Source organism: Pseudomonas sp. A39, assembly GCF_058145955.1.
Map to the genome: position 1 here is coordinate 63,166 of NZ_JBYVMD010000022.1, position 21,623 is coordinate 84,788.

The window sequence follows — 21,623 nt, forward strand, 5'->3', positions numbered from 1 at the left end:
CCCTAATGCCAGTCAGCTAAGGGCATTAGGGCTTGCCCCTCCCACAGTTGAGCGGTGCCGTTGCGACAGGCGGTGAGGCTTCGCTTACTTGCGATCCAGCCACACCGTCTGCGCGTTGCAGAATTCCCGCACGCCGAAGTGCGACAACTCACGCCCGAAGCCGCTCTTCTTGATCCCCCCAAACGCTACCCGAGGGTCGGAGACGCTGAAGGCGTTGACGAAAACACCGCCGGTTTCCAGTTGGTTGGCGATGTCCCGTGCCTTCGCCGCGTCGGTGGTGAAGATGCTGGCGGTGAGGCCGAACTCGCTGTCATTCGCCAGGGCCACGGCGTGGTCGGCGTCGCGGGCGGTGATGATCGAGGCAACGGGACCGAACAGTTCCTGTTTGAACGAGGTCATCTGGTCGGTGACGTTGGCCAGTACGGTCGGTGCGTAGTAATTGCCGGCGCCGGGCACTTTGTGGCCGCCCAGCAGCAGGGTCGCCCCTTCTTCCAGCGTGGCCTGGACCTGGCCGTGCAGCTCGTCACGCAAATCGAAACGGGCCATCGGGCCGATGTAGGTGGCCGCTGATGTCGGGTCGCCCATGACCAAGGCACGGCTGGCGTCGAGGAATTTGGCAGTGAAGGCTTCTACCACACCCTCCTCGATGATCAGGCGCTTGGCGGCGGCGCAGACCTGGCCGCTGTTCTGGAAGCGGCCGATCAGTGCGGCTTGCACAGCGGCGTCGAGGTCGGCGTCGTTGAGCACGATGAAGGGGTCGGAGCCGCCCAGCTCCAGCACGCATTTTTTCAGCGCAGCACCGGCTTGTGAACCGATGGCGATCCCGGCACGCACGCTGCCGGTGAGGGTGACGGCGGCGATACGTGGGTCGGCGATGGCTGCGGACACGCCGTCGTTGGCCACGTTGATCACTTCGAACAGGCCTTCCGCAAAGCCCGCTTTTTGGAAGGCCTGCTTGATCAGGTAGGCGCTGCCCATCACGTTCGGGGCGTGTTTGAGCACGTAGGTGTTGCCGGCGAGCATGGTCGGCACGGCGCCACGCAGCACTTGCCACACCGGGAAGTTCCACGGCATCACGGCGAGGATAGGGCCCAGCGGGCGGTACTCGATCTGGGCGCTGCCGTTGTCCACCAGGGTCGGTTCTGGAGCGAGCATGGCCGGGCCATGGGCGGCGTACCATTCGCTGAGCAGCGCGCACTTCTCGATTTCGGCACGGGCCTGGGCGATGGGTTTGCCCATCTCCAGGGTGATCATCTGCGCCATGTCTTCGGCTTGCTCGCGCAAGGCGCCGGCCAGGGCCAGCAGCCTTTCGGCGCGCTGGCTCACCGGCTGGCGGCGCCAGGTGCGGAAGGCTTCGGTGGCGCGGTCGAGGGCGGCGTCCAGTTGCAACGCGCTTTCGTAGGGGTAGCTGCCGACTGTTTCGCCAGTGGCGGGGTTGATCGACAGGGCGTGAGTCTGATGAGAAATAGCGTTCATGGCACCGTCCGGCTGAATGAGTGGAATGGGGTAAGCCTACGGGGATGCATGTTTTCTGGAAACTGAATAATATTAAGCAATACGTTCACGATTGGAGAATGACTTGGATCTGGTGCAGCTGGAAATCTTCAAGGCCGTTGCCGAGCAAGGCAGCATCAGCGCCGCCGCGCAGTTGATTCATCGCGTGCCATCGAACCTGACCACGCGCATCAAGCAACTGGAGCAGGACCTGGGTGTGGAATTGTTTATCCGCGAGAAAAGTCGCCTGCGCCTGTCACCGGCCGGGTGGAATTTCCTCGGCTATACGCGGCGCATCCTCGATCTGGTGCAGGAAGCCCGCGCGACGGTGGCGGGGGAGGAGCCCCAGGGCGCGTTTGCCCTCGGTTCGCTGGAGAGCACCGCGGCCGTGCGTATCCCGGCGTTGCTGGCGGCGTATAACCAGAAGCACACCAAGGTTGAGTTGGACCTGAGCACCGGGCCCTCGGGCACGATGATCGAGGGCGTGCTGTCGGGGCGGCTGACGGCTGCGTTCGTCGACGGGCCGGTGCTGCATTCCACCTTGGAAGGCGTGGCAGTGTTTGAAGAGGAGATGGTGGTGATCGCGCCGCTGCATCACGCGCCCATCACCCGGGGCCAGGATGTGAATGGTGAGAACATCTACACCTTCCGCTCCAACTGTTCCTATCGGCACCACTTCGAGCGCTGGTTCTCACAGGACGGCGCGGTGCCAGGCAAGATTTTCGAGATTGAGTCCTATCACGGCATGCTCGCCTGCGTCAGCGCCGGCGCCGGATTGGCGTTGATGCCGCGCAGCATGCTGGAGAGCATGCCGGGGTTTACCACGGTGAGCCTGTGGCCGCTGATGGACAGTTTTCGCACGCTGCATACCTGGCTGATCTGGCGCCGGGGCACGGTGTCGCAGAGTTTGAACAGCTTCGTGAAGTTGCTGGAGGAATGCGACCTGGTTGCCTCCTAGATCTAATGTGGGAGGTATCAGCCGCCGAATTGCAGGGTGCCCATGGCCAATTTCGCCATGATCGCCGTCGCGCCCAATTGCACCAGCCACAGCGCCAGTCCACCGAGGAACACACCCAGTGCCACTTGCAGCACCAGGCTCTTCTGGCGCTTGGCTTGCGGCGCGCGTGGGGTGAAGTGGTCCAGCTCGTCGCGGTCGGCACGCAGGTCCAGGTCTTCGTTTCTCATAGGGATCTCACAACAAAGGGGCAATCGACGGTCAGTTTAGGGGCTGAGTGCTGCGCCCAGTGAATTTTTTGCAAACGATGCAATTCCCGTGGCGAGCGCTGAACCTGTAGTGAGCGAGCTTGCTCGCGCTGGGGCGCGCAGCGGCCCCTTGTTCAGGCACCGCGTTCTCTCAGGAAGTTCCAGGTGGCAGGGGATGGGGCTGCTGCGCAGCCCAGCGCGAGCAAGCTCGCTCACCACAGGTTCGGCATTCGCCCATAAAAAAGGGAAGCCGTGAATGGCTTCCCTTTCATCACACCTGTTTCAGGCTTACAACACCTGAACAATCGCCTTGGTCACCGCACCAATGTTCGACTGGTTCAACGCCGCCACACAGATACGCCCGGTATCCAGTGCGTAGATGCCAAACTCGCTGCGCAAGCGGGTGACTTGCTCAACGGTCAGGCCGGAGTAGGAGAACATCCCACGTTGACGGCCGACGAAGCTGAAGTCGTGGCCCGGAGCCGCCTTGGCCAGTTCGGCGACCATCTGCTCGCGCATGCCACGGATGCGCAGGCGCATTTCAGCCAGCTCGGCTTCCCACTGGGCGCGCAGCTCAGGGTTGTTCAGTACCGCTGCCACGATGGCCGCGCCGTGGGTCGGCGGATTGGAGTAGTTGGTGCGGATCACACGCTTGACCTGGGACAGGATGCGCGCGCTTTCTTCCTTGGATTCACTGACGATCGACAGTGCGCCAACGCGCTCGCCGTACAGGGAGAACGACTTGGAGAACGAGCTGGACACAAAGAAGGTCAGGCCCGACTCAGCGAACAGGCGCACCGCGGCGGCGTCTTCGTGGATGCCATCGCCAAAGCCCTGGTAGGCCATGTCGAGGAACGGCACCAGGTTCTTGGCCTTGACCACGTCCAGCACGTTCTGCCAGTCGGCCGGGCTCAGGTCGACGCCGGTCGGGTTGTGGCAGCAGGCGTGCAGCACCACGATGGACTGTGGCGGCAGGGCATTGAGGTCGTCGAGCAGGCCGGCACGGTTCACGTCGTGGGTGGCGGCGTCGTAGTAGCGGTAGTTCTGCACCGGGAAACCGGCCGTTTCGAACAGCGCGCGGTGGTTTTCCCAGCTCGGGTCGCTGATGGCGACGACGGCGTTGGGTAGCAGCTGCTTGAGGAAGTCGGCGCCGATTTTCAGCGCGCCGGTGCCGCCGACCGCTTGTACGGTGACGACGCGGTTGGCTTCGAGCAGGGGCGACTCAGCGCCGAACAGCAGGGTTTGCACGGCCTTGTCGTAGGCCGCGATGCCGTCGATCGGCAAGTAGCCACGGGCGGCGTGTTGCGCCACGCGAATGGCTTCCGCTTCGGCAACGGCACGCAAGAGTGGAATCTTCCCCTCCTCGTCGCAGTAAACGCCCACGCCAAGGTTGACCTTGGTGGTTCGTGTGTCGGCGTTGAATGCTTCGTTGAGGCCCAGGATAGGATCGCGTGGTGCCATTTCGACAGCGGAGAACAGGCTCATTTTTGCGGCAGCTCTATGGGGGAATGGAGGGACGTGTCGCGCTCCAGCCGAATGCACTAGAGCGGTGCACAAACGGGGAGCTAGTATAGAGGCCCTCACTGCCGAGGGCGACCACCGAAACGGCTTTTCGGCCAAGTTTTTCGGTTTATTTGCCGACCGTTAGTCTTATTGCAACGTTGATCGTAGACGGCAGTCAGGACGATTGCCTTGAAACCCGCCACATTCGCCACCACTTCTATGGCTATCATGGTTTTTTCCTACGATCCGCGCTGAATCTTCGCGGGTGGTGGTCTATTTCGTCCTCGACGGGTTTACAGTCTGGGGTGACTACACGAGGTACGTTATGTCGGATTTCCAACTCGTCACCCGCTTTGAACCCGCTGGCGATCAGCCGGAAGCCATTCGCCAGATGGTCGAAGGCATCGAGGCCGGCCTGGCCCACCAGACGCTGCTCGGGGTGACCGGTTCGGGCAAGACCTTCAGCATCGCCAACGTGATCGCGCAGATCAACCGCCCCACCCTGGTGCTGGCGCCGAACAAAACCCTGGCCGCGCAGCTCTACGGCGAGTTCAAGGCGTTCTTCCCGAACAACGCGGTGGAGTATTTCGTTTCCTATTACGACTACTACCAGCCCGAAGCCTACGTGCCGTCTTCCGATACCTTTATCGAGAAGGATGCGTCGATCAACGACCACATCGAGCAGATGCGGCTGTCGGCGACCAAGGCGCTGCTGGAGCGCAAGGACGCGATCATCGTCACCACGGTGTCGTGCATCTACGGCCTGGGCAGCCCGGAAACCTATTTGAAGATGGTGCTGCACGTTGATCGCGGCGACAAGCTCGACCAGCGCGAGCTGCTGCGTCGGCTGACCAGCTTGCAATACACCCGCAACGACATGGACTTTGCCCGCGCCACCTTCAGGGTGCGTGGTGACGTGATCGACATCTACCCGGCCGAATCCGACCTGGAAGCGATCCGCATCGAACTGTTTGACGATGAAGTCGAGAGCCTGTCGGCCTTCGACCCGTTGACCGGCGAAGTGATCCGCAAGCTGCCGCGCTTCACCTTCTATCCGAAAAGCCACTACGTGACCCCGCGTGAAACCCTTATGGGCGCCATCGAGGGCATCAAGGTCGAGTTGGCCGAGCGCCTGGAATACCTGCGCTCCAACAACAAGCTGGTGGAAGCCCAGCGCCTGGAGCAGCGCACCCGCTTTGACCTGGAGATGATCCTGGAGCTGGGGTACTGCAACGGTATCGAAAACTACTCGCGCTACCTGTCGGGCCGTGAATCCGGCGCGCCGCCGCCGACCCTCTACGATTACCTGCCGCCCGACGCGCTGCTGGTGATCGACGAGTCCCACGTCAGCGTGCCGCAGGTCGGCGCGATGTATAAGGGCGACCGCTCGCGTAAAGAAACCCTGGTGGAATACGGTTTCCGCCTGCCGTCGGCGCTGGATAACCGGCCGATGCGCTTTGACGAGTGGGAAGCCATCAGCCCGCAAACCATTTTTGTGTCGGCCACGCCGGGCAACTACGAGGCCGAGCATGCGGGCCGCGTGATCGAGCAACTGGTGCGTCCGACCGGGCTGGTCGACCCAGAAATCGAAATCCGCCCGGCGTTGACCCAGGTGGATGACTTGCTCTCGGAAATCACCAAGCGCGTGGCCCTCGAAGAGCGGGTGCTGGTCACCACGCTGACCAAGCGCATGTCCGAAGACTTGACCGACTACCTGGCCGACCACGGCGTGCGCGTACGCTACCTGCACTCGGACATCGACACTGTGGAACGGGTGGAAATCATCCGCGACCTGCGCCTGGGCACCTTCGATGTACTGGTGGGGATCAACCTGCTGCGCGAAGGCCTGGACATGCCGGAAGTGTCGCTGGTGGCGATCCTTGATGCCGACAAAGAAGGCTTCCTGCGCTCCGAGCGCTCGTTGATCCAGACCATCGGCCGCGCCGCGCGGAACCTCAACGGCCGGGCGATTCTTTACGCGGACCGCATCACCGGGTCTATGGAGCGCGCGATTGGCGAGACCCAACGCCGTCGTGACAAGCAGATTGCCTTCAACCTGGAAAATGGCATCACCCCGAAAGGCGTGTTCAAGGACGTCGCCGACATCATGGAAGGCGCAACCGTGCCGGGTTCGCGCAGCAAGAAGCGTAAGGGCATGGCCAAGGCTGCCGAGGAAAGCGCCAAGTACGAAAACGAACTGCGCTCGCCGAGTGAGATCACCAAGCGGATTCGACAGCTGGAAGAGAAGATGTACCAGTTGGCGCGAGACCTGGAGTTTGAGGCGGCGGCGCAGACGCGGGATGAGATTGGCAAGTTGCGTGAGCGCTTGCTTACCGTCTGATTTACGGTGGTTTTACCGGCCTCATCGGGGGCAAGCCCCCTCCCACACTGGACCGCATTTCCATGTTGGACCTCGGTCAAATGTGGGAGGGGGCTTGCCCCCGATGGCCGCGCCTCGGTTTTCCAGAAATCACCCAGGCTGTTACCATTCGCCCCTTGTTTCAATTTTCAGTTTTATCGCCCATTCGAGACCAGCCATGACCACCGTCCGCACGCGCATTGCGCCATCGCCTACTGGGGATCCCCACGTCGGCACTGCTTACATCGCCTTGTTCAACTACTGCTTTGCCAAGCAGCACGGCGGTGAATTCATCCTGCGGATCGAAGACACCGATCAACTGCGCTCCACCCGTGAGTCGGAACAGCAGATTTTCGATGCTTTGCGCTGGCTGGGCATTACCTGGGCGGAAGGCCCGGACGTTGGCGGCCCGCACGGCCCGTATCGCCAGAGCGAGCGCAGTGACATCTACAAGCAGTACACCCAGCAACTGGTCGACATGGGCCACGCGTTCCCGTGCTTCTGTACCGCCGAAGAACTGGACCAGATGCGCGCCGAGCAACAGGCCCGTGGCGAAACCCCGCGCTATGACGGCCGCGCGCTGCTGCTGTCGAAGGAAGAAGTGGCCCAGCGCCTGGCGGCTGGCGAACCTCACGTGATCCGCATGAAAGTGCCGAGCGAAGGCGTGTGCGTGGTGCCGGACATGCTGCGCGGTGACGTCGAGATCCCGTGGGACCGCATGGACATGCAGGTGCTGATGAAGACCGACGGCCTGCCGACGTACTTCCTGGCCAACGTGGTCGACGACCACTTGATGGGCATCACCCACGTACTGCGCGGCGAAGAATGGTTGCCATCGGCACCGAAACTGATCCTGCTCTACGAATACTTCGGCTGGGAACAACCGCAGCTGTGCTACATGCCGCTGCTGCGTAACCCGGACAAGAGCAAGCTGTCCAAGCGCAAGAACCCGACCTCGGTGACCTTCTACGAGCGCATGGGCTTCATGCCTGAGGCGATGCTCAACTATCTGGGGCGCATGGGCTGGTCGATGCCGGACGAGCGCGAGAAGTTCTCGCTGCAGGAAATGGTCGACAACTTCGACCTGTCCCGCGTGTCGCTGGGCGGGCCGATCTTCGACATCGAGAAACTGTCGTGGCTCAACGGCCAGTGGCTGCGTGACTTGCCGGTCGAGGAGTTCGCCAGCCGCGTGCAGCAGTGGGCGTTGAACCCTGAGTACATGATGAAAATCGCGCCGCTGGTGCAGGGCAGGGTGGAGACGTTCAGCCAGGTCGCGCCTTTGGCCAGTTTCTTCTTTGCCGGTGGCGTTAATCCGGATCCCAAGCTGTTCGAGTCCAAGAAGCTCTCGGGCGACCAGGTTCGCCAGTTGATGCAGTTGATCCTGTGGAAGCTGGAAAGCCTGCGCCAGTGGGAGAAGGATGCGATCACCGCGACGATCCAGGCGGTGGTGGAATCCCTGGAATTGAAACTGCGCGACGCCATGCCGCTGATGTTTGCCGCGATCACCGGGCAGGCCAGTTCGGTGTCGGTGCTGGATGCAATGGAAATCCTCGGCCCGGACCTGACACGTTTCCGTCTGCGCCAAGCCCTTGATTTGCTTGGTGGTGTATCGAAGAAAGAAAACAAAGAGTGGGAAAAACTGCTGGGCGCTATCGCCTGAGCAAGCGGTTGAAACGACGAAACCCCGGTTTTCCGGGGTTTCGCCGGTAAGTGATTGTTATCCCGGCAAAAAATTTTGGAAATTGTTGAAAATAAATTTGACACACTTCCAAACCGCCATTAAGATTCGCCCCGTCCTCACCGATGAGGGGCTATAGCTCAGCTGGGAGAGCGCTTGCATGGCATGCAAGAGGTCAACGGTTCGATCCCGTTTAGCTCCACCAATTTACAGGTTCAAGGTTCCGGCCACACCGTCCTTGAATCGATCAGTCTCAGCCTGATCAATGTACAGAAGGTTTGTGTCCCCTTCGTCTAGTGGCCTAGGACACCGCCCTTTCACGGCGGTAACAGGGGTTCGAGTCCCCTAGGGGACGCCAGTTTCAACAAGCAGCTCGAAAGGTCTGCTGCGTCGCGAGACGAAAAATCCGGGGCTATAGCTCAGCTGGGAGAGCGCTTGCATGGCATGCAAGAGGTCAACGGTTCGATCCCGTTTAGCTCCACCAATTTACAGGTTCAAGGTTCCGGCCACACCGTCCTTGAATCGATCAGTCTCAGCCTGATCAATGTACAGAAGGTTTGTGTCCCCTTCGTCTAGTGGCCTAGGACACCGCCCTTTCACGGCGGTAACAGGGGTTCGAGTCCCCTAGGGGACGCCACGATTACCCGCTCTGCGGGATTTTTAAGGGTCATTCAATTATTGAATGGCCCTTTTGTTTGTCTGGCGTTTGGCCAATTCTTTCTTCCCTTCTTGCTTTCTCTTCTGACCGACGGTCATGCCTGTCGCTTGCCAAATATTATTATGGTAATAATATTCAACCCATGAACGACGGAGGCAATGATGAGCGATAAAAAAGCGCAAACCCGCGAACGTATTTTGCAGGCCGCCAGCGCTGCGTTGATCCAGCGTGGCCCGGCCGAACCGAGTGTGGGTGAAGTCATGGGCGCGGCGGGGCTGACCGTCGGTGGTTTCTACGCGCATTTTGAAAGCAAGGACGCGCTGATGCTGGAGGCCTTCACCCAGTTGCTGGCCAAGCGTCGCGCATCGATTGACGACATGGATTCACAGCTCACCGGCGAGGAGCGCAGAGGCCTGGTGGCGGCATTTTACCTGTCGCGCAAGCACCGTGACTCAACCGCCCAGGCCTGCCCGATCCCCGCGACCGTCGGCGAGATGAGCCGACTGCCGGATGAATTCCGCCAGGCGCTGAACGACCACTGCGAGCTGATGGCGGCGCAACTCGCCGCGGGCCCTGAAGACACCGACAAAGCCCTGGCTGACATGGCGCTGATGATCGGTGGCCTGGCCTTGGCCCGCGCCTTGGGGCCGGGGGAACTGTCTGACCGTGTGCTGCGCGCCGCCAAGTCGGCCGTGCGCTAGAAGAGGGCTGCATGATGGGCACGCTGACCTGGATTCGTCGCTTCAACGGCACGCTGGGGCGCCTGGCCCCCCAAACCGTGGCCAATCGGATGCGTCGCGCCTTCATGACGCCACGCGACCTGCCACCGCGCGACTGGGAACTGCCGCTGCTGGCGCAATCGGAGCGCATCACCTTGCGTTTCGGGTTGTCCGCCCTGCGCTGGGGCCAAGGGCCTGCGGTGTTGTTGATGCACGGTTGGGAAGGCCGGCCCACGCAGTTTGCCAGCCTGATCACTGCGCTGGTCGACAATGGTTACTCGGTGATTGCCCTGGACGGTCCTGCCCATGGCCGTTCGCCAGGGCGTGAAGCCCATGTGCTGCTGTTTGCCCGCGCCATGCTTGAAGCCGCCGCCGAGTTGCCGCCGCTGCACGCCGTGATCGGCCATTCCATGGGGGGCGCCAGTGCGATGCTCGCGGTGCAGTTGGGGTTGCGCACCGAGGCGTTGGTGAGTATTGCCTCGCCGTCGCGCTTTTTGGACGTGCTGCGCGGGTTTACCCAGATGGTCGGTTTGCCGGCGCGGGCGCGTTCGGCGTTTATCCAGGAAGTCGAGTTGACGTTCGGAATGCCGCTCAAACACTTGGACGTGGCCCATTACCAGATGAATATTCCCGGCCTGATCGTGCATGCCGAAGACGATACCTTCGTCCCGGTCAAGGCGTCTCAGGCCATCCACGAAGCCTGGTTCGACAGCCGCCTGTTGCGGCTGGAGCAGGGCGGTCATCAGAAAGTGCTGGCTGATCCGCGTGTGATCGACGCTGTGCTGGCGCTGTTGGCCGGCCGTCGTTTACAGGCGCTGCAAAGCGCCTGATACACTCTCCCCGCCGACATTAATCGACTGGGAGCAAGGCATGGGTTGGGATTTGGCAACGCCGTTTATCATCGATCTGCAGGTTGCATCTGAAGACATCGACGGCCTGGGTCACGCCAATAACGCGGTGTACGTGTCCTGGCTGGAGCGCTGCGCCTGGCGCCACTCCCAGCGCCTGGGGCTGGACCTCACCGAATATCGCCGCCTGGACCGTGCCATGGCCGTGGTGCGGCACGAGATCGACTACCTGGCTGCAGGTTATGAAGGCGACGAATTGCAACTGGCCACTTGGATCGTCGACTGGGACCAGCGCCTGAAGATGACCCGGCGTTTTCAGCTGGTCCGGCCGCGTGACGGCGTAACGCTGTTGCGCGCGCACACCACCTTTGTCTGCATCGAACTGTCCAGCGGCAAGCCCAAGCGCATGCCCGCCGAGTTTCTCGACGGTTACGGCCCCGCCCTGACAGGGGGTTAACGGTTGCTGTGGGAAACCCAGTAAACTGCGCCACGATTTTTGTTGAGTGTTTTCCATGCAAATTGCTTTGGCGCCCATGGAGGGGTTGGTCGACAACATCCTGCGGGACGTGCTGACCCGCGTCGGCGGTATCGATTGGTGCGTGACCGAGTTTATCCGCGTCAATGACCGCCTGCTCACCCCAGCGTATTTCCACAAGCTCGCCCCGGAACTGCTGCACGGTGCCCACACCGCTGCCGGCGTGCCGCTGCGTGTGCAATTGCTCGGGTCTGACCCGGTGTGCCTGGCGGAAAACGCCGCCCTGGCGTGTGAGCTGGGTTCGCAAGTCATCGACCTCAACTTCGGCTGCCCGGCCAAGACCGTCAACAAATCCCGGGGCGGCGCGGTGCTGCTTAAGGAGCCGGAGCTGCTTAATCAAATCGTCGAGCACGTGCGCCGCGCGGTACCGGCTCACATACCGGTCACTGCCAAGATGCGCCTGGGTTTCGACAGCCCGGATGGCGCCCTGGTCTGCGCCACCGCCCTGGCCGAAGGCGGCGCGGCACATATTGTCGTGCATGCGCGCACCAAGACCGATGGCTACAAGCCGCCGGCCCACTGGGAATGGATCCCGCGGGTCCAGGACGTGGTCAAGGTGCCGGTGTTCGCCAACGGTGATATCTGGAGTGTCGAAGATTGGCGCCGTTGCCGGGAAATCAGCGGCGTCGAAGACATCATGCTGGGTCGTGGCCTTGTAGCACGTCCGGACTTGGCGCGGCAGATCGCAGCGGCGCGGGCGGGCGAGGAAGTGGTCGAGATGACCTGGGCAGAGATGCAGCCCATGCTTCAGGATTTCTGGACCCAGTCGGTGGCGCAACTGACCGAACGTCAAGCACCGGGCCGCTTGAAGCAATGGCTGGCGATGCTCACGCGCAACTACCCTGAGGCTGTGGAGTTATTTACCCTGATGCGCAGGGAGACAGACCTGGAGCAGGTCGGACGTTTGCTGGGTATGCCCAGTCAACGAGAGCAGTCAGCGGTGTTGAAAGATTAAGTTTACATATATAAGTGTTTCATCCTTTGCTGTAACGGGCGCCGAAAGGCGCCTTTTTTTTTGCCTGAAAAGTTACGTGGGGCGTAACGGCATGATGTCTGGGGCGATTTTCAATATTCATAGTCATTGGACAGTTGTTGGGGTGTTGCGGGATATATGAAAGTAACCATGAGCGGCTGGCTCGACTGCTACTAAGTTTTAATGCGTGATTTTGTCGCTCGGCTGCCCAAGTCATTGCGTGCGCGTCAATTAACATACGTTGGATGAGCTAATTAAGTTGAATGTTTTCTTTAAGTTGCTTTTTTGCCGGGGTGTTACCCGATGTGTGTGTTAAAGAGGCGAATGATCCACGCTCAGCCTTGATTTCTCGCTGGATGTCCATAGGTAAAAGTTCCCATCGGTCATTTGGTTTCCTTATATGAGCTGCGGTTTTTCGGAACTCATCTCCGTTACGCCCCACGAATCTTGCGAGTTTGTAGTGCTCACGGTTGTTTCATACTCTAAATCACTCAGTGTGCCTCCTCTGTCAGTGCGGGGGATGGCACAGCTTAAGGAATAAAAATATGTCTAATGTATCGACCAAACAGTTCGTGCCGATGAACACGGATTACGCACAACTTAATCAATCATCAGTGCCCATGAATAAGCCGCTTGAACTGACCTCGTCCACGGACAGCGCGAATAAGTTTCTGAAAGACAGTCATCCTGCGCCAAAAGAAAACAATGTGAGCGTGAATAAGGAGTCCCTGGAAAAGTTGTTTGCCATGTTTGAGTTCGCGGTGAAGGCGATGCGTAGCATGCTCGCCGGCATGGGGGTGCTGCCCAAGTTGCCCGGTGAACTGGATGCCCAGCCCCCACTGAAACCTGGCGCCGATTCCAAGGTTGTTGCGGACACGGGCGTATCCGACAAAGGGACTCCCGAAACGGATGCAAAGACCAAAACCAAGCCGGGCCCTGACGCCAAAGTGACTACGAATACGAGCGTGCCATCCAAGCTTGTTCCTGAAGCCGATACCAAGGCCAAAACGAAGCCGGAGCAGGATTCCAAAGCGACTACGCAGACGAGCGTACCACCCAAGCTTGTTACTGAAGGGGATGCCAAGGCCAAAACGAAGCCGGAACAGGATTCCAAGGCGACTACGCAGACCAGCGTGCCACCCAAGCTTGTTACTGAAGGAGATGCCAAGGCCAACACGAAGCCGGAGCAGGATTCCAAAGCGACTACGCAGACGAGCGTGCCACCCAAGCTTGTTACTGAAGGGGATGCCAAGGCCAAAACGAAGCCGGAACAGGATTCCAAGGCGACTACGCAGACCAGCGTGCCACCCAAGCTTGTTACTGAAGGAGATGCCAAGGCCAACACGAAGCCGGAGCAGGATTCCAAAGCGACTACGCAGACGAGCGTGCCACCCAAGCTTGTTACTGAAGGGGATGCCAAGGCCAAAACGAAGCCGGAACAGGATTCCAAGGCGACTACGCAGACCAGCGTGCTACCCAAGCTTGTTACTGAAGGGGATGCCAAGGCCAACACGAAGCCGGGCCAGGATTCCAAAGCGGCTACGACTACGAGCGTGCCACTCACGCTCTTGCCTAGTAGCAAGCCGGAATTAACGCCTCTCACCCGTGTTGAACAGAATAATAAACAGTCTTCGGAGATCAACCTGACCGTGCAGGTCCAGGGCTGTCACTGCCCGCATACCGGTGAAAAAGTTGCGCCACAACCGCCGGTGTCAACGAATGTCGATAAGCAACCATCGCCACAACCGCCGGTGTCAACGAATGTCGATAAGCAACCATCGCCACAACCGCCGGTGTCAACGAATGTCGATAAGCAACCATCGCCACAACCGCCGGTGTCAACGAATGTCGATAAGCAACCATCGCCACAACCGCCGGTGTCAACGAATGTCGATAAGCAACCATCGCCACAACCGCCGGTGTCAACGAATGTCGATAAGCAACCATCGCCACAACCGCCGGTGACGACGAATGTCGATAAGCGACCATCACCAAAGCCGCCGGTGACGACGAAAGTCGATAAGCAACCATCGCCACAACCGCAGGTGTCGACGAATGTCGATAAGCAACCGGCGCCACAGCCGCCGGTGACGACGAATGTCGATAAGCGACCGGTGCCACAGTCTCCGGTTACCCCGTCCACCGTGGACCCGAAGCCCGACACTCCGCCCACTCCGGACATTACCTGCCCCGCACCGGATGACGTGGACGGTTTCAACAAGGCTTCGCACAACCGTTTCGACAACCATCGAGCTGCAAGGCCCAGCCTCCGTCCACGCTTCTGAGCCTGCTGTCTTGAGGCGTTGAGCATCAATGTCCGCTCCCTGGCCCATGCGGTCAGGGAGCACTCAGAGAGATTTGAAGCATGTCATCGATAAGCCATAACCCTGCTGCACGACTTTCCATCGAGCCCTTCCGAGTCCCTGACCCTGGTACTCGCGGCGCATCGGCTTCCGTTAACCGGGCCAATGCAAATGAGGCGACACCGGCGCCCCGTATAGACGTGACGCCCCAAGGTTTCAGTAACAACGCAGACCCTACGGCCTTGATGGGGATGCTGGTAGATCTGTTCGCACAGTTCTTCAACCAGTTGCAGAGGCTTTTGCGTAAAGATGTACCCCCACCTGATTCGACCCAGAATGACGTACCTCTACCACAACCCCGTGTGCTACCGGCTCCTGATACAACACCCACCGATAAGCGACGCGAGCCGATCCCCGAACTTTCCACTAAGCGTAAAGGTGAAAAACCCGACAATATCTGGAATGGCTTTCGGCAAGGAAAGGATGGTAATTGCGTAACCGTTTCCGCCATCAAGGCGGCGATGGCGAAGTTTGGTCAAAGCCCAAAGGATATCTACACGTCTGTTGAGCCGGTCGCAGAGGGTTTTAAAGTCGTTATGCGCGATGGGTTTGAGTTGAAATTGACGAAGTCAGAGTTGAATAGCGCTATTCGTGGTTCCAACTTTGTGCAACTTAATGATCCTGGAATGCTAAAGGATGCGCACTTCCTGTTTGCGTGTTCTGCCAAGCGAGCGCAAATGGAGAACAACGACGGCTGGGCGAATAGAAGTTTTAATGCGGCCATCGCCACGCTCAATAATGGTGAGGATGAACACGGGCCGGGGGAAGGTTTCAAACGCCTGGGGTTAAAAGCTCATATGAAGCGCGTGTCGGTGCGTGAGTTCGCTGACCAATCGTTGATCGGGATGGTCAACAGGCGCCGGCACTCGGTTGCGGTGGTGAACGGGAGTGAGGAGATCTACGGACGTAAAGGCGGCCGACCCACAGAGGGGCAAGCCATTGCGTTGATCTGATAACGCCGTTCGACGGCCCGAATTATCGGTCACGGATTCGCCCGACTATTTCATTTAAGAGTTAATGATATGAGTACGTTCGCAACGGGTTCTTCTGCTCGCTCAATGTCGATGGCGCCGCTGTTGTCGAGTCACTTGGAAAAACAAGTTACGCCCCTCACTGCATTTGATGCGCCGGAGCGTCGCTTTGGCGAGCATTTCAACGCGAGTTCACACAGTGCAGTCATCAAGCTGATGATGCTCACCTTTGGCGCGCGTCCTACCGATATGTTCAATGATGTACGCAGCACCGGTGATGGTTATGACGTGACCATGAAAGATGGTATCCAGCTGCATCTTTCCCGGCAGGAGTTGCAGCAGGCGGCCGCCGCGTCGCGTTTTGCCGGCAATGATAGCGATATCTTGAGCAGTGCCTATTTGGCGCTGGCTGTATTCATCAAACGCAAACAACTCGGCAGTGGCAACGCCGCTGGCCTGGCAGGTTTTGAGGCGGTATTGACCGAGTCTTTGCAGGGGGAGACGACGTTTAACATGCTCAAAGGCATGGGGTTGTCCGGTCATCTCCAATATGTACCCACCGCGACGGTTGTCGGCGAAGGGGGTAACGGTGTGGTAGATAGCTATGATGCGGGGTCGTCCCTGATTCACGCTGGCAAGGCGCACCGCTTCGGCAGGGAGAGCTCACCTGATCGTAGTTATCTGTACACGTTGGTGAACGATAGCGCGCCGAAGCCCCGCATCATCCCGTCCCCTGTCACGCCGGTCGTCGTGCCCGAAGCCGACCCGCCCACGAAGAATGTCCGCCCCCAGGCCGCCGAGGTGTTGCAGGGTTTCACCACGTCCTCGCGAAATGTTGGTGAAGTATTCGACCTGAGTAGCCATGCCGCCGTCATCAAACTGATGATGCTCAGGTTCGGTCGTTCGCCCTCCGACATGTTTGAAAAAGTCGAGGGTACGCAGAGCGGGTACAGCGTCACCATGAAGGATGGGTTTGAACTGACGTTATCCCGGCAAGAGCTGCAGCGTGCCAGCGAAGCTTCACGGTTTACCGGCCCGGACGCGCACATGATCACGGACGCCCATTTCATGCTGGCCGCGTTTGCCAAGCGCAAGCAAATTGAACGCAATGTTCAGTTTGATTCGGCGTTATCGGGCACCTTGCGTGGAGAAACGCCTTACAACGTCTTGAGGGGCATGGGCCTGATCGGTTTTTTGCGGGTTGCACCACCCGGCAAGTTGCTTGAACCACACAGCGTCGGCGTCACCAATACGTTCAACTTTTCAGGCGAGTTGGTCGTCGAGGGCATCAAGCATGGTCAGGGTGGGAAAGCGGCTGTCGTGAAGGACTACGGCTATCAACTTGCTGCGGATTTACCCGGCGAACCGCACAAGGGTAGGCCTGCGCAGTTCTCGGCGGCGCCTGTAGGTGTTCCGCCTGCCGATATCTGGGCCGGGTTCTATCAAGGCGTGGAGGGCAACTGTGTCACGGTGTCGGCGATCAAGGCGGCGATGATGAAGTACGGGCAAAACCCGCTGGGCATCTACAAGCGTGTGACTGAAACATTGGAAGGTTTCACCATCACCATGCGCGACGCCTGCACGGTGACGCTCACCCATGCCGAGCTGGAAATGGCACGAGCAGCCGCCAACTTCAAGGGGGAGGATAAGGGCCTGGTTGACGACGCTGTGTTCCTTTATGCGGTGAGCGCCAAGCGCGCCCAACGGGAGAATCATGAGTTCAAGGCCGGGGGCAGCTTTGGCGCTGCGCTGCAAACGCTGAACGACGGTGAGATGCCCGGCGATGCATTGCGCCGCCTTGGCTTGTACGCCTTTACTCGGCCAAGCAGTGTGCAGGAACTCGCGTCAGGCGTGCCAGGCACCCTGGCGAACTTCTGGCACTCCGTGGTGGTGGTCGAGGGCGCCCTGGATGAATATGGCGTCAAGCGCGACTTGCAAGGCTCGGAATGGATGCAAAAGGGCGGCGTTGCACTCAAACTGATTTAGGCCCGGCCGTCGCCTGCGATCAAGCGCTCCCTGAATCCGAGCATAGGCAGTGGCCGGCTGTGCAAATACCCTTGGTACAGATGGCAACCCAGGCCTTGCAGAAATGCCAATTGCTCCTGGGTTTCCACACCTTCGGCAATCACCTCCAGGTTCAAGCTGCGGGCCATGGCCACGATGGCACGGATGATTTCGGCGTCGTTAGGGTCATGGGTGGCGTCACGCACGAAGGATTGGTCGATCTTCAGCGCGTCCACCGGCAAGCGTTTGAGGTACGTGAGCGATGAGTAGCCGGTGCCGAAGTCATCCATCGCGAAGCTCACGCCGAGCTTTTTCAGGCGGCGCATTTTGCTGATGGTGTCGTCCAGGTTCTGGATCACGATGCCCTCGGTAATTTCCAGCTTTAACAGGCTGAATGGCAGTTGGTGTTGCTTGAGACTGCGCTCCACCCGCTCGACAAAATCGTTCTGGCGAAACTGCCGTGGGCTGATATTCACGCACAGGCTGAAATTCAGCGGGTCCACCAAGCCCTCCGCGATCAGCTGTTGAAAGGCCGCGCAGGCTTCATCAAGGATCCAGGTGCCGACTTCAAGGATCAGACCGCTGTCCTCCAGCACCTTGATAAATTCGGCGGGCGACTGCGCGCCCAGTTGCGGATGCTGCCAGCGCACCAGGGCCTCTGCGCCGACGATCTTGTTGCCGCGCGCGTCCACTTGCGGCTGGTAGTGCACGCTGAACTCGCCGCGTGACAGGGCCAGGCGCAGGTCGGTCTCCATGCGCAGGCGTTCGCTGGCGGTTTTTTGCATGCTGTTGTGGAACATCTGCGTGGTGTTGCGCCCTGAGTCCTTGGCGCGGTACAGGGCGATGTCGGCGCGCTTGAGCAAGTCGGCGGGGGTGGAGCCATGATCGGGAATCAGCGCCACCCCAATACTCGGCGTGACCTGCAGGCGGTGGCCATCGAGGAACATGGGCTCCGAGAGCAATTCGCGCAGGGTGTCGGCCAGTTCCTGTACCTGGGCGCTGACTTCCATGCGCGAACCGTCCAGGCCGCTGAGCAGCACCACAAATTCATCGCCCCCCAGGCGCGCCACGGTGTCTTCCATGCGCACGCTGGCTTCCAGGCGTGCGGTGACGATCTTCAGCACCGTGTCCCCCACCGGATGGCCGAGGGAATCGTTGATGTGCTTGAAGTGGTCGAGGTCGAGGAACAGCAGCGCGCCGCGCAGGTTATGGCGCTTGAGCAGGGCGATCTGCTGGCTGAGGCGGTCCATCAACAGGGCGCGGTTGGGCAAGTTGGTCAGCGGGTCGTGGTAGGCCAGGTGGCGGATCTGCGCCTGGGCGTTTTTCAGCAGGCTTACGTCGCGGGCGGTCAGCAGCAGGCACGGGGTTTCATTCAGGGTGATGGGCTCCACCGACACTTCCACTGCCAGCAACTCGCCGCGCTTGTTGTGCCAAAGCATTTCCAGATGGTGGATGCGGCCTTTGATCTGCAGCTCGGCCAACAGCGCCGAGCGCTGGTTTTCATCGGCCCAGATACCGATCTGGTAGAGGGTCAGGCCGATAGCCTCCTCGGCACGGTAGCCGGTCAGGCGACAGAAACCATCGTTGACCTCCACATAACGCCCGGTATCGCGCTCGGTGATGGAAATGGCGTCGGGACTGGAATGGAAGGCCTTGGCGAACTTCTCTTCGCTGGCCTTGAGGGCCGCTTCCGAGCGTTGTTGCTGGGTGATATCGCGCAGCGTGGTGACAATGCACCGCTGGTCGCCGACCTTGATCAGGCGACTGGAAATCACGCAGGTCAGGCTTTGGCCGTTTTTGTGATGCACCATGATCGCCACATTGTTCAGCGCCTGCTCGCGGATCACCCGTTCGATACGCTCCAGGCGCTTGCTCGACTCGTCCCACAGGCCAATCTGCTCGGCGCTTTTGTCGATCACCTCGGCCGCTGTCCAGCCGAAGGTCTGGGTAAAGGCGGGGTTGATCTCGATAAACGCGCCGCCGTCCAGGCAGGTGACGCAGATGGGGTCGGGGCTGGCCTGGAACAGGCTGGCGAATTTTTCTTCGGAGGCGGTCAAGCGTTGTTCACGTTCCACTTGGTCGGTGATGTCCAGCAAGGTCCCGGCCATACGCAGTGGCGCGCCTTGGGCGTCGCGGTAGAGGCGGGCGCGACTTTCCAGGTAACGTGAACTGCCGTCTTCCATGGGCACCCGGTAGGTCAGTTGATAGTTGCCGGCCGGGCCCTCGCGCAGGGTTCGGTAAGCGTTGCGCATGTTTTCGCGCTCTTCACCGGGCATGCCCTCGAAAAAAGCATCGAAGGATTCGTGGAACGGTTCCGGCGGCAGGCCGTGTAACTGAGCGGCGCGCGCCGAGCCGTAGAGCATGCCTGTAGGGATGTGCCAGTCCCAGGTGCCCAGTTGCGCCGAGTCCAGGGCCAGGTCAAGGCGCTCCTGGCTGTCCTTGAGCGCCTGTTCGGCGTTTTTGCGCTCGGTGGTGTCGAGGAAGGTGCTGAGCAAATAGGCCTCGCCTTCCAGTTCGACCTTTTGCGCGCTGAGGGTGCCATCGTGGATCTGGCCATTACTGGCGCAAAATTGCACCTCCATGGTGATGGGCTCGCCCTTGCGCTGTGTGGCCTTGACCAACTGCGCGCGTTGCTCGGGGTGGCGCCATAGGCCAAGGTCCAGGGTGGTGCGCCCGATAGCGTCGGCCACCGGCCAGCCGAAGAGCATTTCGAAATACTGGTTGGCTTCGCTGATCAGCCCGTCGGCCTGGCGGGTCAGCAGGACCATGTTGGGGCACAGGTGGAACAGCGTGGCGAAGCGCTTTTCGGAGTGGCTGAGGGCGTGCTCGCGTTCGCGCTGGCGTGTAGTCTCGCGGATCACCCCGATCATGCGGCGCCGCCCGGCCTTGTCCGGCGCCAGGCTGCCGTTGATTTCCAGCCAGTGATGGGTGCCATCCGGCCATTGAATGTGGTGGTGCATGGCCTGTTCGAACGGCTCCCCAGCCAGCACCGCGTGAAAAGCCCGTATCACCCGGCCGCGATCCTGCGGGGCCAGCAGGTCCAGGTAATCCAGGTCCTTGGGCAGCGGCTGGCGGGGGTCGAAACCGAACAGCGCCTGGGTGCCCCGTGACCAACTGATGCGCCCGGTGTCGATTTCCCAGCACCACGCACCCAGCCGGGCAGCATTAAGGGCTGCCAGCAGTTGCGGGGCGCTGTCCCAGCTTTGCTCCGCCTCTTGAGGGTCAAGGGCGTAAATGCGGGGCAGGGGTGGCACGGAATCGACGGGGTTGCGCATTATCAAAGGGCCTTGGCTCGATGGGCGTATAGCGCGGTTTATTCAGGCCCTGAGGCCGCACGGTTTCATGCCGGTATCCCTGGCAGATCGACCTGTGCATCCAATAGGCTCATGAAAGCCCGCGCAGCGTTCGACAGCGTCCTTTCGGTGTGCACGATATAGCCTAGCTGGCGACTGAGCTGTATGCCCGGCAAAGCGATACTTGCTACCTGATCATCGAGCATGGTGCGCGGCAATACGCTCCAGGCCAGGCCGATGGACACCATCATCTTGATAGTTTCCAAGTAGTTAGTGCTCATCGCGATGTTCGGCGTGAGGCCCTGGGCCTCGAACAGCCGGCTGACAATATGGTGGGTAAAGGTGTTGCCACCGGGGAAAACGGCCGGGTGGCCGGCAATGTCGGCCAGGCTGACACGGCCATTGCTGATCAGGCTGTGCTCCGGCGCCACCACGAAATCCAGTGGGTCGTCCCACACGGGTGTGGCACGCACGAGGTGGTGGGGCTCGGGCGCCAGGGTGATCACCGCCACTTCGGCACGGCCATGGAGGATTTCTTCGTAGGCCACTTCTGAATCGAGGAACTGAATATCCAGCGCCACATTCGGGTATTCCCGGGTAAAGGTCCGCAGCACCGGCGGCAAGCGGTGCAGGCCAATGTGGTGACTGGTGGCCAGCGTGAGGCGCCCGCTGACTTCACCGGTGAGGTTGGTCAGGGCGCGACGTGTGTCGTCCAGCACGTTGAGGATCTGATAGGCGCGTGGCAGCAGGGCTCGTCCGGCTTCGGTCAAGCCGACTTCACGGCCCAGGCGGTCGAACAAGCGCACCTTTAATTGTTGCTCCAGGCCGGCGATGCGTTTGCTGATGGCCGGCTGGGTCAGGTGCAGGCGTTCACCGGCGCCGGAGAAACTGCCGGTCTCGGCGATGGCAATAAAGGCATTGAGGTTGGCCAAGTCCATGGTGGTATTCCAGTTGGTAATCCAAAGCATAAAAAATATGAATTTGAGTTATTTAATGTAGCGCCATACCATCAGCCTCACAAG

The 21,623-nt window shown here is 60.1% G+C and carries 15 protein-coding genes and 4 tRNA genes; 14 read left to right on the forward strand and 5 right to left on the reverse strand.

The window, feature by feature from the left end:
• Positions 1-84 precede the first annotated feature (84 nt).
• A complete protein-coding gene (locus AC3ZU9_RS17860; protein WP_093541174.1) occupies positions 85-1,476 on the reverse strand; it encodes an aldehyde dehydrogenase family protein in 1,392 nt (463 codons plus the stop codon).
• A gap of 103 nt (positions 1,477-1,579) precedes the next feature.
• Here AC3ZU9_RS17860 and ptrR point away from each other — a divergent pair, with 103 nt between their 5' ends.
• The gene (gene ptrR / locus AC3ZU9_RS17865; RefSeq protein WP_490091127.1) at positions 1,580-2,452 is read left to right on the forward strand and encodes a putrescine utilization regulator PtrR; all 873 of its coding nucleotides are present in this window, start codon (positions 1,580-1,582) and stop codon (positions 2,450-2,452) included.
• 17 nt (positions 2,453-2,469) lie between these two features.
• Here the strand turns inward: ptrR and AC3ZU9_RS17870 are convergent, their stop codons facing one another.
• Positions 2,470-2,679 (reverse strand): hypothetical protein, encoded by a 210-nt coding sequence (locus AC3ZU9_RS17870; RefSeq protein WP_046035306.1) that lies wholly within the window; start codon positions 2,677-2,679, stop codon positions 2,470-2,472.
• A gap of 306 nt (positions 2,680-2,985) precedes the next feature.
• Complete coding sequence (locus AC3ZU9_RS17875) at positions 2,986-4,182, reverse strand: amino acid aminotransferase (RefSeq protein ID WP_015884988.1); 1,197 nt, start codon at positions 4,180-4,182, stop codon at positions 2,986-2,988.
• A 343-nt stretch (positions 4,183-4,525) separates the two neighbouring features.
• Here AC3ZU9_RS17875 and uvrB point away from each other — a divergent pair, with 343 nt between their 5' ends.
• The 13 genes from uvrB (at position 4,526) to AC3ZU9_RS17940 (ending at position 17,290) form a co-directional block, all read left to right on the forward strand.
• Entirely contained in the window at positions 4,526-6,541 is a 2,016-nt protein-coding gene (gene uvrB, locus AC3ZU9_RS17880) for an excinuclease ABC subunit UvrB (protein WP_122810201.1), read from the forward strand.
• Positions 6,542-6,737: 196 nt separating this feature from the next.
• Positions 6,738-8,219: a glutamate--tRNA ligase gene (gene gltX / locus AC3ZU9_RS17885; RefSeq protein ID WP_015884987.1), complete on the forward strand. Its 1,482-nt coding sequence runs from the start codon at positions 6,738-6,740 to the stop codon at positions 8,217-8,219.
• A gap of 147 nt (positions 8,220-8,366) precedes the next feature.
• A tRNA-Ala gene (locus tag AC3ZU9_RS17890) sits at positions 8,367-8,442 on the forward strand.
• 77 nt (positions 8,443-8,519) lie between these two features.
• Positions 8,520-8,595, forward strand: a tRNA-Glu gene (locus tag AC3ZU9_RS17895).
• Positions 8,596-8,645: 50 nt separating this feature from the next.
• Positions 8,646-8,721 (forward strand) — tRNA-Ala (locus AC3ZU9_RS17900).
• A 77-nt stretch (positions 8,722-8,798) separates the two neighbouring features.
• Positions 8,799-8,874 (forward strand) — tRNA-Glu (locus tag AC3ZU9_RS17905).
• 182 nt (positions 8,875-9,056) lie between these two features.
• Positions 9,057-9,596, forward strand: coding sequence for a TetR/AcrR family transcriptional regulator (locus tag AC3ZU9_RS17910; RefSeq protein ID WP_043205666.1), 540 nt, complete (start codon positions 9,057-9,059; stop codon positions 9,594-9,596).
• Positions 9,597-9,610: 14 nt separating this feature from the next.
• Positions 9,611-10,444 carry an alpha/beta hydrolase gene (locus tag AC3ZU9_RS17915; protein WP_043206304.1) on the forward strand — a complete coding sequence of 278 codons (834 nt, stop codon included), beginning with the start codon at positions 9,611-9,613 and terminating at the stop codon, positions 10,442-10,444.
• Between the two features lie 40 nt (positions 10,445-10,484).
• Positions 10,485-10,919, forward strand: a complete 435-nt coding sequence (locus tag AC3ZU9_RS17920) for an acyl-CoA thioesterase (RefSeq protein ID WP_064055150.1) — start codon at positions 10,485-10,487, stop codon at positions 10,917-10,919.
• Positions 10,920-10,974: 55 nt separating this feature from the next.
• A complete protein-coding gene (locus AC3ZU9_RS17925; protein ID WP_122810202.1) occupies positions 10,975-11,952 on the forward strand; it encodes a tRNA dihydrouridine synthase in 978 nt (325 codons plus the stop codon).
• 563 nt (positions 11,953-12,515) lie between these two features.
• Positions 12,516-14,255, forward strand: coding sequence for a hypothetical protein (locus AC3ZU9_RS17930; RefSeq protein WP_490091128.1), 1,740 nt, complete (start codon positions 12,516-12,518; stop codon positions 14,253-14,255).
• An 80-nt stretch (positions 14,256-14,335) separates the two neighbouring features.
• Positions 14,336-15,286: a hypothetical protein gene (locus AC3ZU9_RS17935; protein ID WP_490091129.1), complete on the forward strand. Its 951-nt coding sequence runs from the start codon at positions 14,336-14,338 to the stop codon at positions 15,284-15,286.
• Between the two features lie 69 nt (positions 15,287-15,355).
• The gene (locus AC3ZU9_RS17940) at positions 15,356-17,290 is read left to right on the forward strand and encodes a hypothetical protein (protein WP_102062129.1); all 1,935 of its coding nucleotides are present in this window, start codon (positions 15,356-15,358) and stop codon (positions 17,288-17,290) included.
• Here AC3ZU9_RS17940 and AC3ZU9_RS17945 read toward each other — a convergent pair.
• Both AC3ZU9_RS17945 and AC3ZU9_RS17950 read right to left on the reverse strand, forming a co-directional pair.
• Positions 17,287-20,583 carry an EAL domain-containing protein gene (locus AC3ZU9_RS17945; protein ID WP_046035316.1) on the reverse strand — a complete coding sequence of 1,099 codons (3,297 nt, stop codon included), beginning with the start codon at positions 20,581-20,583 and terminating at the stop codon, positions 17,287-17,289. The two genes, AC3ZU9_RS17940 and AC3ZU9_RS17945, sit on opposite strands and share 4 nt — an antisense overlap.
• A 65-nt stretch (positions 20,584-20,648) precedes the next feature.
• Positions 20,649-21,539 (reverse strand): LysR family transcriptional regulator, encoded by an 891-nt coding sequence (locus tag AC3ZU9_RS17950; protein WP_015884978.1) that lies wholly within the window; start codon positions 21,537-21,539, stop codon positions 20,649-20,651.
• Positions 21,540-21,623: the final 84 nt, after the last annotated feature.

What these genes read in the sequence shown, in the direction of transcription:
- AC3ZU9_RS17860 (WP_093541174.1), bottom strand. Translation starts at nt 1,476, where the DNA reads ATGAACGCTATTTCTCATCAGACTCACGCCCTGTCGATCAACCCCGCC.
- AC3ZU9_RS17870 (WP_046035306.1), bottom strand. Translation starts at nt 2,679, where the DNA reads ATGAGAAACGAAGACCTGGACCTGCGTGCCGACCGCGACGAGCTGGAC.
- AC3ZU9_RS17875 (WP_015884988.1), bottom strand. Translation starts at nt 4,182, where the DNA reads ATGAGCCTGTTCTCCGCTGTCGAAATGGCACCACGCGATCCTATCCTG.
- uvrB (WP_122810201.1), top strand. Translation starts at nt 4,526, where the DNA reads ATGTCGGATTTCCAACTCGTCACCCGCTTTGAACCCGCTGGCGATCAG.
- gltX (WP_015884987.1), top strand. Translation starts at nt 6,738, where the DNA reads ATGACCACCGTCCGCACGCGCATTGCGCCATCGCCTACTGGGGATCCC.
- AC3ZU9_RS17910 (WP_043205666.1), top strand. Translation starts at nt 9,057, where the DNA reads ATGAGCGATAAAAAAGCGCAAACCCGCGAACGTATTTTGCAGGCCGCC.
- AC3ZU9_RS17915 (WP_043206304.1), top strand. Translation starts at nt 9,611, where the DNA reads ATGGGCACGCTGACCTGGATTCGTCGCTTCAACGGCACGCTGGGGCGC.
- AC3ZU9_RS17920 (WP_064055150.1), top strand. Translation starts at nt 10,485, where the DNA reads ATGGGTTGGGATTTGGCAACGCCGTTTATCATCGATCTGCAGGTTGCA.
- AC3ZU9_RS17925 (WP_122810202.1), top strand. Translation starts at nt 10,975, where the DNA reads ATGCAAATTGCTTTGGCGCCCATGGAGGGGTTGGTCGACAACATCCTG.
- AC3ZU9_RS17930 (WP_490091128.1), top strand. Translation starts at nt 12,516, where the DNA reads ATGTCTAATGTATCGACCAAACAGTTCGTGCCGATGAACACGGATTAC.
- AC3ZU9_RS17935 (WP_490091129.1), top strand. Translation starts at nt 14,336, where the DNA reads ATGTCATCGATAAGCCATAACCCTGCTGCACGACTTTCCATCGAGCCC.
- AC3ZU9_RS17940 (WP_102062129.1), top strand. Translation starts at nt 15,356, where the DNA reads ATGAGTACGTTCGCAACGGGTTCTTCTGCTCGCTCAATGTCGATGGCG.
- AC3ZU9_RS17945 (WP_046035316.1), bottom strand. Translation starts at nt 20,583, where the DNA reads ATGCGCAACCCCGTCGATTCCGTGCCACCCCTGCCCCGCATTTACGCC.
- AC3ZU9_RS17950 (WP_015884978.1), bottom strand. Translation starts at nt 21,539, where the DNA reads ATGGACTTGGCCAACCTCAATGCCTTTATTGCCATCGCCGAGACCGGC.